Origin of the sequence: Bernardetia sp. Wsw4-3y2, from assembly GCF_037126295.1 — a bacterium.
In the GTDB taxonomy this organism is placed as follows: Bacteria; Bacteroidota; Bacteroidia; order Cytophagales; family Bernardetiaceae; genus Bernardetia.
This window is the reverse complement of the sequence record NZ_CP147017.1, coordinates 382,887-397,188: the sequence shown is the minus strand read 5'-3', so window position 1 is coordinate 397,188 and position 14,302 is coordinate 382,887. Positions and strand designations below refer to the sequence as shown.

Annotated in this window: 8 protein-coding genes and 1 pseudogene; 7 read left to right on the top strand and 2 right to left on the bottom strand. The window is 33.9% G+C overall.

Annotated elements, in window-relative coordinates:
* Window positions 1-220: 220 nt before the first annotated feature.
* Both V9L05_RS01645 and V9L05_RS01640 read right to left on the bottom strand, forming a co-directional pair.
* A pseudogene (locus V9L05_RS01645) lies at window positions 221-328 on the bottom strand (transposase); the annotation flags it as partial.
* A 31-nt stretch (window positions 329-359) separates the two neighbouring features.
* Window positions 360-488 carry a hypothetical protein gene (locus V9L05_RS01640; protein WP_338814125.1) on the bottom strand — a complete coding sequence of 43 codons (129 nt, stop codon included), beginning with the start codon at window positions 486-488 and terminating at the stop codon, window positions 360-362.
* A 394-nt stretch (window positions 489-882) separates the two neighbouring features.
* On the opposite strand from V9L05_RS01640, the gene V9L05_RS01635 reads away from it, so the two are divergent.
* The 7 genes from V9L05_RS01635 to V9L05_RS01605 all read left to right on the top strand — a co-directional run bounded on the left by V9L05_RS01635 (window position 883) and on the right by V9L05_RS01605 (window position 14,261).
* Entirely contained in the window at window positions 883-5,685 is a 4,803-nt protein-coding gene (locus V9L05_RS01635) for a hypothetical protein (protein WP_338814124.1), read from the top strand.
* 58 nt (window positions 5,686-5,743) lie between these two features.
* The gene (locus V9L05_RS01630; protein WP_338814123.1) at window positions 5,744-10,399 is read left to right on the top strand and encodes a DUF6443 domain-containing protein; all 4,656 of its coding nucleotides are present in this window, start codon (window positions 5,744-5,746) and stop codon (window positions 10,397-10,399) included.
* A gap of 33 nt (window positions 10,400-10,432) precedes the next feature.
* Window positions 10,433-11,002, top strand: a complete 570-nt coding sequence (locus V9L05_RS01625) for a hypothetical protein (protein ID WP_338814122.1) — start codon at window positions 10,433-10,435, stop codon at window positions 11,000-11,002.
* Window positions 11,003-11,310: 308 nt separating this feature from the next.
* Entirely contained in the window at window positions 11,311-11,790 is a 480-nt protein-coding gene (locus V9L05_RS01620) for a hypothetical protein (RefSeq protein WP_338791972.1), read from the top strand.
* Between the two features lie 430 nt (window positions 11,791-12,220).
* Window positions 12,221-12,694, top strand: coding sequence for a hypothetical protein (locus tag V9L05_RS01615; protein ID WP_338814121.1), 474 nt, complete (start codon window positions 12,221-12,223; stop codon window positions 12,692-12,694).
* Window positions 12,669-14,021, top strand: a complete 1,353-nt coding sequence (locus V9L05_RS01610) for an RHS repeat-associated core domain-containing protein (protein ID WP_338814120.1) — start codon at window positions 12,669-12,671, stop codon at window positions 14,019-14,021. Before V9L05_RS01615 ends, V9L05_RS01610 begins: the two co-directional genes overlap by 26 nt.
* Window positions 14,022-14,039: 18 nt before the next feature.
* Window positions 14,040-14,261, top strand: coding sequence for a hypothetical protein (locus V9L05_RS01605; protein WP_338814119.1), 222 nt, complete (start codon window positions 14,040-14,042; stop codon window positions 14,259-14,261).
* Window positions 14,262-14,302: the final 41 nt, after the last annotated feature.

Sequence of the window (14,302 nt, the reverse complement as noted above, 5' to 3'; positions counted from 1 at the left end):
TTTAGCTTCTAAATTATAGTTTTACAATTTTCTTAGTAAGAATTTGATGTTGAGTTATGTAACGAATAAAATATATACTCAATAGAAATTAGTTTTTGAAAATTGAACGTGAAAATTTGGAACTAAAAGAGCTTACCTTCAGTGCTACTTCGTGGTCTAGTTCATCAATAGAATTGTCAATATGTTGAAAAAATGCAAGGACGTTTGTCCTAAACTTTTCAAATGTATCGTAGTAGTTATAGTCCATGACTTTTTTTCTCATAAGCCTCCAAAGCCTTTCAATCAAGTTTAAATTGGGAGAGTAAGTAGGCAGATGAATAAGTTCTATTTTAGAGTCATACGTCCAATTTTGCACTAAATTAAGAAGTAAAATAAGTGGCTTGGTCTAAACTCAAAAGCACAGTACAACGAATATAATCCTTATTTCCTGAGCAACTACGATAAGTTGCTAAAATTTCTCTATCAGAATCACTAAGTTGAAAAATCATAATCTAAAAATAATCAAATTCTAACTGTTTCCGAAATCTAATTATGGATGAGTATAGCATTTCTACTTAAGAAATAAAATTTAAAAAATAAAGAAATAAGAACAGTCTAAAACCTTTTACTCTACTTTATGCAAAATTATCATCTACTATACTAAAAACTAACTTTTGGTATTTTTTTATAAAAAAGCACAAAGTAATTTTCAATAAAAAAAACAGTATTTTTTTTTGAATTAAAAAAAATAAACTTACCTTTGCACAGCTTAATTTTTAATAAAAATATAATTTAAAAATTAACAGATTATAGAATTATATTACTATAACGATTTTGAGCTTCTTTTTTTACTATTCATATAATAGTAAAAGATCTACTTACACTTTTATATTTAAGGAATTTATGCAAAGGATTGTCGTTTTACTTATATTTAGTTTTTTCTCTTTCTATTCTTACAGTCAATCTGATTTTAATGGGAATGGAACTATTACTCCTTCTTCGAATTCTACAGCCTTAGCTAAATATGGAGCGAGTCCTCTGAGTGCAGCCAATGCTCTGCCTCAGATTGGTATTCCAATTTATTCCCTTTCAAGTCGCTCATTAAATACAAATATTTCTCTTTCTTATTATCCTCAAGGAAACAAAAAAGATAAAGCAAAGTCTTGGGCTGGATATGACTGGTCATTGCAGGCTGGTGGAATGATTACTCGTTTTGTAAACGGATTACCTGATGAGACACCAAATGTAGGTTATTTTGCTTCTCTAAACAGAGGACTCATAACTCCTACTCAGACTGATTTGAGCCTTCTTCCTGCTGTTGCTAAAGGAGAACTAGACACTGAAGCTGATGCTTACTATTATAATTTTGACGGCATGAGTGGCAGAATTGTGCTTGAGAAAACAACTGATGGATATGTTGCGCATACAATTCCTCAATCTGATTTAAAGATAATACCTCCTACTAACATAAACGATACATTACAAAACTGGACAATCTACACCTCAGATGGAATAATATATCGTTTTGGAGGAGTTGCCAAAACAGAGCAAACAAACGCAGAAATAAGCAAAAGCACACAAAATATTGATGCTAATGGTATTCCTAGTGGTTTTGTTCAAACTTCTCCTCTGATGATTTATGACTTTGTTTCCTCTTGGTATTTAGATAAAATAGAAGATCCTTTCGAAACAGATGCTATTGAGTTTTCCTATCGCACTCTACTATCAAATAGTACCTATCTAAATACTTCTGAGCAAGATTTTATCCCCTATAATAGTAGTATATCCAATAAAAGAGAATACAAAAAGATTAAAACAAAGATCAATCGTACACTTATTATAGATGAGATTCGTTCAGAATTAGGAACAGTCAAATTTGAAATTGGTGTTTTACTGCGTGGAATAAAAGTCAAAAATTTATCAGAAGAAATAATACATTCTTTTCAACTTGATTATAGTGGGGAGCATTATATTACTACTATAAAAGAAGAAATAAATGATTGTTTGACCTCCTTCCCTCATAGATTTGAATATTATGATGGTAATGAAGCCTACGATCCAAATTCAGGAACAGACCATTGGGGATATTATAATGGTACAAATGCACTAGATTATACAACGAGTATTCCAGTAATAAATTATGGCGATATTCAGATTGGACAAGCTGATAGAAGTATAGATGAGAACAGAGTTTTTGGAAGAACTTTAAAACGAGTTATATATCCATCAGGTGGCTGGACTAAATATGAATATGAAGCAAATCGTGCTGATTTACGTGCTTTTGCAAGTCGTCCTGTGCAAGAAAATTATGCTCTTACTACCTCACCTTCTGAAATTATTAATCAAAAACGCTGGTTTGCTCTTGATCAAGTACAAAATATTACTCTAAATATCGATAATCCTGCTGGTGCAACATTATCATTAGAGATTCGTAAGAATGGTGTTATTGAATGGATACAGACCACAACAGGAACATCTCCTAGTTTTTCAGTTTCATTAGTGGGTGGTAAACACGAACTTCGTTGGAGTGCTGCACCTACAGCATTAATTTCTACTCCTAAGGTACAACTTGAATATTCAGAAAAATGGTCAGATGGAGGGGCAAATAGTTTAGTTGGAGGTATTCGACTTAAAAAAACGACTGTACATGATGGCAATGATTCAGAAAAAGATATTATTACAAACTTTGAATACGAATTGGAAGATGGTATTTCAAGTGGAAAATTACTTACTTATCCTATTTATCATTATACTATATATGAACATATAGATTGTGCTACTTCGCCACAAGTAGTGAGCTATCTAACAGCTAGTAATGTAGATAGAACTCAAAAATTTGTTTCTAATGCTCTTTATTATACCAAGATTACAAAAAAGTTTGGTGAAGTAGCAGAAAATGGATATAGTGAAAATACGTATACATTTACACCTCAAGAAGGAGGGCGACTATTTCCATTTGTACCTAGCAAAAGTTATGAGTTACAAAACGGACTTCCTTTAGAAAGTAAATTATATGATAAAGATGGAAATATTATTACCCATACCAAGAAGGAATACGAAGTGTCTTCACTTTCTCTCTCCCCTAATCATTATCAATCTTTTCCTCGCCTGATTGCTTATTTAAAAGAATTTTCAAATTGTAGTTTACCAGAGATTCAAACTCAAATAGCTCGTACCGTAGCTTATCAGTATTCTCCTATAGAATCTAAAGCTTTATTTTTGAAGAAAACAGAAGGTTATCAATACGACCAAAGCCATAGTGGAGAATCTATCTATACTACCTCTACTTATGGATATAGCCCAAACCATTTGTATCCAGTAGAAGTACGAAGCAGTGGAAATAATGGAATAGAATATATCAGTAAATCCAAATACTTGTTAGACTATGATAATATACATAACGATAATCTATTCAGTTCGCCAGACATGCATGTACAGGCTATGAAACAGCTCAAAGACAAACATATTATTGCAAATGTAATTGAAGCAGCTAGTTTTAAGAAAGAACCAAATAAATTACCTTATTTACTTGGAGCTACTATAAATACGTTCCAAGAATATGAATATCAAGTTTTTTTAAATACTCAAGGTGGAGGTGGAATAGAAAGTCATATATTTTTAGCACCTCTTGCTAACTATGCTATCGAAAGCAATCAATTTATTACTGACTTTCAGTTCTCTTCTATACAACTACTTGCTCCAACTCAACTAGTATTTGATAACCGATATAAGAAACAAATTGATTTCTTGTCGTATGATAAATATGGAAATTTGACATCAGCAAATAAAGAAGATAATGTTCCTAGTGCTACCATTTATGGATACAATGGTGCTTATCCTATTGCTAGTGTTCATGGTGCTTCTCATCGCCAAGTAGCTTATGATGGTTTTGAAAGATATGGTAACGAATATGTAGCTACAGGAATTACTACTCGTAAATCTTTCAGAGGAAATGCAAGTTATTATCCTGCAGAAGCTGCCAATTACGAACCTGATGGAGTGCTTACCTTTCGTACCCTTATTCCTCATCGTGTAGACGAGCCTATTCCAGCAGGAACATATACTATTTCTTTTTGGTCTAAAGGAGAAGGTGGAGTAAATTTGAAATCAGGGTACTCTGATACATATACTTTTACTTTTTCAGGTTCTGATCAAGAGTGGACTTACCAAGAGTTTGATTTTGATATTAATTACAATCCTGCTCTCCATAGCAATAATTTTCATCGCCTACTCTACCAAGTAGGGGCAATTACAAGTACACAAGATAATAATGTTATCTATATAGATGAACTACGTGTACATCCAAAGTCAGCACTAATGAATAATACGTTCTATCGCCCACTTATTGGAGCTACCCAGTCAGTCGATGCGAATCAACGCACCATGACAACGTATTATGATCCTTACAGAAGAGTTGAAGAAATAAGAGATCACAAGAATAATATTGTTACTTATCAAGAAAATGGATTTTTGCGTGATGGACAGATGCACTATACTTCTTCATTTGCAGGGCTTATGCGTGCTGATAAAACGGTTGCACGAAGAAACGAAACAATTATTTTTTCACTTCTAAGTCTGCAAGGACGCTGTTTTTCAGATGGTGGTTCTTATAATCATAGGTGGAGTTTTGGAGATGGTAGTGTTTCTCCAACTAGAAATGGAACGATTACTCCTGTTTCTCACTCTTACTCACAACTAGGCACATACATAACTACATTGCATATAGAAATAGTACAAGGCTATTGGGTAGAACTTCGTACAGCTGTACAAGTAAGAGGTCTAGTTGTTGATCCTACTCTCAATCTAAGAGTATCTTTAACAGGAGTAAACAACAACAATAATTGTTTTACATTTACCCCTACTGTAACAGGTGGAATGCCTCCTTATACCTACCAATGGTATTCTGGTGATGGTACATTTGACCCTAGCGAAACAAGTTCCACCTTTACTTATTGTTATACATCAATAGATAATTATACAGCACGAGTTATTGTAAAAGATGCTACTAATACAACAGCAGAAGCCACATATGATATTCTTACTGGTGGAGAGCTAAAAGCATCAATTTTGGGAAGTAATTTTCATTGTATTGGAACATGTAATGAATATACCCCTCACCTACGAGGTGGAGTAGCACCATTTACGTATGAATGGACTGTTGAGTATGAAGGAAGAGTAATACGCCAATCTACAGAAGAAAATTTTAGCTTTTCTATTCCACGTGAGCTACGTAGAGTTGGCAATATCAGAGGCAATTATATTGTAAGACTTACTGTAACAGATGCACAAGGAACAAGAGTAGATGCAGACCCACGAAAAATTGATGTTTCACAAAATTGTGGCACTAGTACACCTTATGACCCTGCTTATCTTTTTCTACTTGGTTCAGGAGCCATAGGTATACCTACACAAATACACAAACACGAAATATTAATAGATGATCAAGTTATGATCACTTTCAATAATTTCGTTCCTCTACAGCCTATGGGAAATGGAGAAAAGTTTGTATTTACCATTCTTTTAGATGGAATAGAAATAAATGAGTTTTCTGATAACTCACAACCTACATTTACTTATACTTTTAGTAATGCAGGCAGATACACAATTGTATTGCAAAAGCAATTACCACCTGAAATAGGTAATCCTGAGCCAGTTATTCTATTACTAACCACACTAGAAATAGACATTTGTCCTTCTATTCGTTAGTAGAAATAATATTGATTTTTAAAAAAATACATCTTGTATATCTTCATTTAGCTTAACTATGAGAACTTTAATTTTTGTGCTTTTATCTATCTGTACTACTTTTTTTGCAAAAGCACAGGTATCTAACTCCTCTTTTGACTCTTTATTACTTAATTCAGAAGTAGATAGTCTAACAGAAGAACAAATCAATCAAGAAGATGATCTGCCAAGTTCATATAATCTTCCTGATTATATGTTTTTACGTGTCTATACAGCCAGAACACCTATTCAGACGCAAAACGATATGCGTAATCAACCTGTCGAAAAGGTGGCAGTCGCTACAGCTTATTTCGATGGACTAGGACGAAATATACAAACCAATGTCAGAGAAGCATCTCCAACAAGAAAAGACCAAATCTCTTTTGCAGACTATGATAAGTTTGGAAGACAGACCAAACAATATCTCTCTTATACAAGCCAAAATCAGGGTAATTTTGATCAAAATCCTATAGCGAATCAGAAGGAGTTTTATCAGCAGCAAACTGGCATTGCAAATACCAATTATGCTTTGATAGAAGTAGATATAGAAGATGCACCCACAGCAAGAATAAAAGAAGTGGGAAATATTGGACAAAACTGGCAACTTGGCAACGCCACACGAAAAGGAACTACAAGAACAAATACGCTTCAAGATGATGTTAGAATGTGGGTAAGCGAATATGTTGATGCATGTCCTTTTGATTACAGTCAAAGCTATCCAGCAGGAGAACTCTATGTTTCGGAAGTAGAGGATGAGCATGGCGTTCGTATGAAAATATTTACAGACAAAACAGGAAAGATAATCCTCAAACGTATAGATGCAGGAAATAACGAGTGGGCGCAAACGTATTATGTATATAATGCTTTAGAACAGCTTAAACTTGTTATTCCCCCAGAACTTACAAAAAAATTACTCAATCAGACTACTCAAACTTTTAGTGGTTGTAATGGTAATGGTGCTTATAGTTATAACTATGATAAAAGAGGTAGATTGGTTAGAAAACATACTCCAGGACACTTAAAACATACAACAAGTGTTTATTATGATAAGTTAGATAGACCAATTTTAGTACAAACTCCAGAGCAATATACAAGAGGAGAGTTTACTTTTACTAAATATGACAATCTAGGAAGACCTATTCAAACGGGGTTATATGTTCATACAAGGAGTTACCTTCCTAGTAATGCAATTGAATTAGAAACGAACCTATTCGAAACAAGAAATGACGACCCAACAACGCATTATTATACCAACACTTCCTTTTCTTCATTAGGAGGAGAGTTTATTGTACATACTGTAAATTATTATGATGACTATGGTTTTTTGGAAATAGATGAACTATCTTTCAAAACTTCTCCTTTTGCCAACTCTCCTGAACAAGATACTCGTGTAAAAGGGATGCCAACAGGCTCAAAAGTAGCCATTTTGGACAGTCAAAACCCACATCAGCAACCGACTACTTTTTTAAAGTCAGTTGTTTATTACGATGATTATGGACGTGCTATTCAGGCACAAACTCAAAATCATAAAGAAGGAATAGATATTAGTTATACAGAATACGATTTTGAAGGAAAGGTGCTGCAAACACAAACCGAACACACTACCATAGTAACACAACAGCCTACAAATACAGGTCATCAAGTAAAGGTTAAGTATTCGTATGCCTATGACCATGTAGGTAGAACAAAAGAGGTGCGACAAAAAATAGATAATCAAGAAGAAGTTCTTCTTAGTCGTTATCAGTACAATGAGCTAGGGCAGACGAGCAAAAAACAAATTCATTCGGAAGATGGAATAGAATTTTTGCAAGATGTAGATTACCGTTACAATGAAAGAGGATGGCTTACGCATATCAATGATGCAGAACTAAGCAATGGCGATGATCTTTTTGGAATGGAAATTATGTACCAAAATGGCTATGGAGGTAGAGAATATTTGGATGGGAAAATATCTACCATACGTTGGAAAAGTGCATCTGATAATGTGCAAAGACAATATGCCTTTGATTACGATAAGATGGGAAGGCTAACAGATGCTTTTTTTGCTGCTAAAAATGAAAGCTCCAATCTATTCACAGAAGAAGTAGGTAACTATAACGTCCAAGGAATAGAATATGACTTAGATGGAAATATCTTGCACATGAAAAGACACGGCGTTATTCAGTTGGATAGAGCAGGAGGAGTACATACCTATGGCGTTATAGATGACATGAGTTATTCTTATTCTTGGATGGAAAATAGAGGGTTAATGCTTGTTGATGTCAATGATGTAGCAAGTACAAATGATTCGGATGACTTCGAAAATGGCTCTCATTCTAGTTCTACTGACTTTGAATATAACCATAGTGGCAGTCTTACTAAAAACAATGAAAAAGGCGTAGAATTCACTTATAATCATTTCGAATTGCCTACTCAAATCAATAGAATAGGCAATCCACTTGATAAAATAATTTATACCTACAATGGTGCAGGTTCGAAACTACAAAAAGTAGTAAGCGAAGATGGAGAAAAGAAAAAAATAGATTATGTAAATGGTTTCCAGTACAAAGATGATATACTAGACTTTTTCCCAATGCCAGAGGGAAGAATAGTTTATAGACAGGGAAGTTATGTAAGAGAATATCACTACAAAGACCATTTGGGCAACTTACGCCTTGCTTTTGAGAAAGAAGAACAACGTACAGGGCGTTATACCCTAACGATGGAACTAGATAGTGCAAAGAGTGAAGAAGAATCTTTTAGTCATGTAAAAGAAGCAAGAACCGATCTCAAAGAACAGCAAGGTAGTTATTCGGCACGTCTTACCAATGCTGATAAACCGATTTCTAAAACTATACAAGTAGAGAAAGGAGACAAAATTAGTGCGCTTGTCTTTGCCACTAATGACCCAGAAATAGCCCAACACGACCCTAATAAAGGAGTTAAGCAAGCTAAAAAAGATATTTTGTTGTCTTTGGGAAGTGCAGCAGCAGGAACAATAAACACCTATCCGATACAACAAGAAATAGAAATTGAAGGCGTTCCAGAAGTAAGTCCGTCCACAACTCAAACTATACAAAGTACAAAAGTACAATTAAATCTATTGGATTTTATCCCTGTAGTTCGTAATTTGCGAGAGCTAAACCGAGCCAAAAGGGCGAAAAGTTTAGAACCTGATAGTTATAATGTCCCACGAGGAGAATTAGTCTTGCAGCTTAGAGATTCTACAGATAGTTTGATTGTAGAAAAAAGGCAAAAAATAACTATTTCTGCTACTGTTTCGTGGGAAAAACTGACTAGTGAACTAAAAGTAGAACAGGATGGCAATCTTACTGTTTTCATAGACAACCAAGACACAGAAGCTGTTTATTTTGATGCCTTAGAAATAAACATAACTGAACGCATCCGTCCTCTTATTGTGCAAGAACATCATTATTATCCTTTCGGAATGGGTATGAAGGGCTTGGAGAAGGAAAACGATTTGGCTTATCAGTTCAATGGCATGATAGAGCGAGAAAAAGCCTTTGGTTTGGAGCTTTACGAAACAGCTAATAGAGGTTACGACCCACAAATAGGACGTTTTTGGCAGGTAGAGCCGTTAGCTGATTTGTTTGTAGGAATAAATGTCTATCAGTTTGGGTATAATAATCCTGTTTCTTATAATGATCCAAGTGGATTGTCTTCTGATGAGAAAAAGAAAGATGAGGGAGATACTAAGGTTGGTTTGAGTAAAAATACTTTAACTCTTCCTTATCTTCCTTCTCCTATGATGCGCCCCTCTGCTCCTCTTTTTATGCCTACAATTCCTTTGCCTCCACTAAGCATTTCTCCTTCTTTATTACAACAAGGAGCAACCTATATCAATGGAAATTATTTTCCCTCTAGTACAGGTTTAGACTTTGGTATGTCGGCAGGTGATAGAGGTAGAGCTGCTATGGACGACAATATGCGAGCTTTAGGAGGTTCTACCAGAAAACCTATAGCAGATAGAATGACTCTTGTTTCTTCTCGTAATCAACGAGCGCAGAATGTGGTGAGTAGTGTGGGGGAATCTATAGACGTAGTAAATACTTACCAACGTACAATAAATTTTTCAGTTAAGGAACAACGTTTAATAGAAAGTAACGGGTGGTGGTCTCGAATTTTTAGTAATGACGAGTTAACTGACGAAATAAATACAGTTCATTTTGGTCACATCACATTGAACCTTGTACACTATCGAGGAGCTGATGGAAAACCCTACACAGCAGATGATTATGTATCTATAATAGATGCTGATACTGAAATGGAAACAGGATCAGGAGCAACAATGAGTTTTCTTGTAAGAACAACTGCTAAGGATACTTATAATATAAACAATGGCAGAGGCCCATCATTTAGAGAACAGGCATTTCTCATAGACTTTGTCTTGATGGAACCTGGAGGTTCAATAGCAACAGCTAATCAAATAGGAGGTTCATTAGGTGCTTCAAAAAGTGGATTTACAGGAACTATTTTAACCTCACAAACATCTACTTCAACAACAAATCTAGTTCCTCAAAGTAGACATGAAATACTAAAATATACACTCTATGGAAATCTAACAAATAAACCATGGCACAACTTCAATTTTCATAGAATAGGTGGTTCAAGTTTTCATTACAATATAAAACGTGTTGGAAGAGATTATAAACAAACTTACACCATTACGTTTGACGATAGTAAAATTATTCGTTAATTCGATTACTCGTACAATAAATTATTAAAAAATATGTTGAATTTAATAAAAATATCTTTATTGTTTCTATTATGCTGTTCTTGCACTAATAGTAAAAAAAAAACAATAAGTTGTGTAGGATTTTTATCTACAGAATTATGTAAGGAAATACGTAGAACTATAAATCAAAAGGTTCATCAGTATTATTATATAGATAAAACTACAAGAGAAGTATCCTCTGATGAAGCAATATTAGGTTTATATTCTTTACTAAAGGATTCAATTATTAATAAGATAGAGAACGAAAAATCTATTCTTAGTTATTATATAGAGTATCAAGAGTATGAGAATAACTCTACTTTTAGAATTTATTTAAAAGGGGATAGAAATTCTGTGTTTATTCCACAAGCAAATGTCGTCAATATTTTTTATCAGAAAGAACATCAAAATCCTCAGCATCCTACTACAGGAATTATGTTAGATCAAATAAATGGTACTTTGTTGACCTCAATTCAAACCTATGATTGTATGGACATGTATGTTTATAGAGTATATTTATCTAATGGATATATTACAAACTACATGATAACAAAAGATCAAGGCAGTGGCTCTATTTCTTACTAATACCTGCTGGTTCAGCAGTAGGATCTGCAACTTATAGAGTACGAAGGGGTAATGGATTGTTGTATATTAATCAACTATTTGACATTGATGTTCCTACAGCTACAAAAAAAGGCATGTATGATTTTTATCTAGATCGTCCTTCATTCAAAAGACAAACATTGTATAGAATGATTATAAATAATGTAGAACTATCAGATTTCTAATACAAAAATAAGCTTGGCTAACTATTTTAAAAAAAATCAAAATTTTATGTGCCTTAGTACATTGTAAATATTATACAAAATTCTATGAATAATTTTTTTTTACTTTTGAGTATCATTGTTATATCAACTTTTAGTTCAAAATGTGTCAAGGCACAAGATGAAATATCTGATCCTATTACAGCTCTCATGGAGATAGGTAGCAAAATACAAAGGTTTAATAATGATTCTGAAGTACACGATATAATTAAAAATATTTCTAAAGTGGTTTCAGATACTGCAATTTTAAATCCTATAAGACGAGGAGATGAAATAATACTTTTAGAAATAGAACTATTCTCCTATTCAGATTCTCTAAAACATATAATAGAAGTGAAAAACACTAATAAATATGTTTTTACTCACTATGATGAAGTTTCAGAAGAGAAACATCTACAAATGAATATTGATAAAATAACCTCGGTTTGGAATCGTAGTGGGAGTTTAAAGATAAATGATGTTTTTTATTCTGTTGTGCAAATGAATACTCAAATATATCATTTAGAAAATGGTTATATAATAATTAATACAGCTTTTAAATTAGAGTAAGGGTAGAATTGTACTTCTGACTATTTTTCATATACAGATTCTTTAAAACCATTTTGTTGGTAAGTTGTTAAGCATTGTCTGCGACTACGATTTATCAGTTATCTACTCTCGTTGGGCTTAGATTGTTTTTATTGTTAAGCGTTGTCTTCGACTACGATTTATCAGTATGGCAAATCTTAGATTTGCGAGTGTAGGTATTTTTGTGTGTAATTGGTTTTATTCTTAAAATAATGATATAGAATTCACTTATAATCACTTCGAATTACCTACTCAAATCAATAGAATAGGCAATCCACTTGATAAAATAATTTATACCTACAATGGCGCAGGTTCGAAACTACAAAAAGTAGTTTCAGAAGATGGAGAAAAGAAAAAAATAGATTCTGTAAATGGTTTTCAGTACAAAGATGATGTATTAGACTTTTTCCCAATGCCAGAGGGAAGGATGGTTTATAGACAAGGAAGTTATGTACGAGAATACCACTACAAAGACCATTTGGGCAACTTACGCCTTGCTTTTGAGAAAGAAGAACAACGTACAGGGCGTTATACCCTAACGATGGAACTAGATAGTGCAAAGAGTGAAGAAGAATCTTTTAGTTATGTAAAAGAAGCAAGAACCGACCTCAAAGAACAAGAAGGCAGTTATTCGGCACGCCTTACCAATGCTGATAAACCTATTTCTAAAACTATAAAAGTAGAAAAAGGAGACAAAATTAGTGCGCTTGTCTTTGCCACTAATGACCCAGAAATAGCCCAACACGACCCAAAAAAAGGAGTTAAGCAAGCTAAAAAAGATGTTTTGTTGTCTTTGGGAAGTGCAGCAACAGGAACAATAAACACGTATCCAATAAAGTCCAAAAGTACAATTCAATTTATTGGATTTTATACCAGTAGTTCGTAATTTGCGAGAGCTAAACCGAGCCAAAAGGGCGAAAAGTTTAGAACCTGATAGCTATAATGTTCCTAGAGGAGAATTAGTCTTGCAGCTTAGAGATTCTACAGATAGTTTGATTTTAGAAAAAAGGCAAAAAATAACTATTTCTGCTACTGTTTCGTGGGAAAAACTGACTAGTGAACTAAAAGTAGAACAGGATGGCAATCTTACTGTTTTTATAGACAACCAAGACACAGAAGCTGTTTATTTTGATGCCTTAGAAATAAACATAACTGAACGCATCCGTCCTCTTATTGTGCAAGAACATCATTATTATCCTTTCGGAATGGGTATGAAGGGCTTGGAGAAGGAAAACGATTTGGCTTATCAGTTCAATGGCATGATAGAGCGAGAAAAAGCCTTTGGTTTGGAGCTTTACGAAACAGCTAATAGAGGTTACGACCCACAAATAGGACGTTTTTGGCAGGTAGAGCCGTTAGCTGATTTGTTTGTAGGAATAAATGTCTATCAGTTTGGGTATAATAATCCTGTTTCTTATAATGATCCAAGTGGATTGTCTTCTGATGAGAAAAAGAAAGATGAGGGAGATACTAAGGTTGGTTTGATTAGATTTCCTGCTCCCATGATGCGCCCCTCTGCTCCTCTTTTTATGCCTACAATTCCTTTGCCTCCACTAAGCATTTCTCCTTCTTTATTACAACAAGGAGCAACCTATATCAATGGAAATTATTTTCCCTCTAGTACAGGTTTAGACTTTGGTATGTCAGTAGGTGATAGAGGTAGAGCTGCGATGTATGCTACTAGTGCATTAGGGGATGATGGTGGGCTTCAACCTTGGAAACCTCTACTTCCTATTATTAGGGGAGCACTTAAACTTGTGAAGTTTGTATATAATCGTTCAACAGCTGGTGTTGAAATAGAAAGACAGGATGCAAGTCATGAAGACGCTTTTAATTTTGATATTGCATCTCCCCGACACGGTCGATTTGCATTGAAGAGAGATGTCTATACTGAAAGAATTCTTCTTGGATCAAAAAATGGAGAGATACTAGCTGATGATAATGTGTATATTACGGGAGGAGGAGCAAGATTATTTGGATTTGGAGGTTTTGCCTTCGAAGAAAGAAATCGAAAAACTCACACAAGTGATTATAGAATAACTATAAATGCTTATGGTTGGGCTTTAGAGCTTCTAATGAAACCAAATGATGCGATTCTTTCTGCTGGTTATACTAAATTTGAAGGTGGATTTGCTAATCCAGTAGGCAAGGGTATAAAAATGAAGGCAGCTGTAGGTTTTACAATAATTAAAGCATCTGATTTTAGAAAATAAATAAAAAAACATATTACAATGAGTGAATTAATCGAAAACTTATCAACATACTTATTTTATGCTATGGGAATTTTTGTTTTTTTATACTGGTTACTATTTGTACCAAAAAATGAGAAAATAAAAAATATAAAAAATACTTATAGTCGCTTTAAAGAACTATTTAGCAAAAATGAAGAGTATGAAGAGTATAAAGAAAGAAAAAGAAAAGAAGCAGAAAAAAAGAAAAACGACGAAAAATAACTATTTCTGCTACTATTTCGTGGGAGAAGCTAACAGCCGAT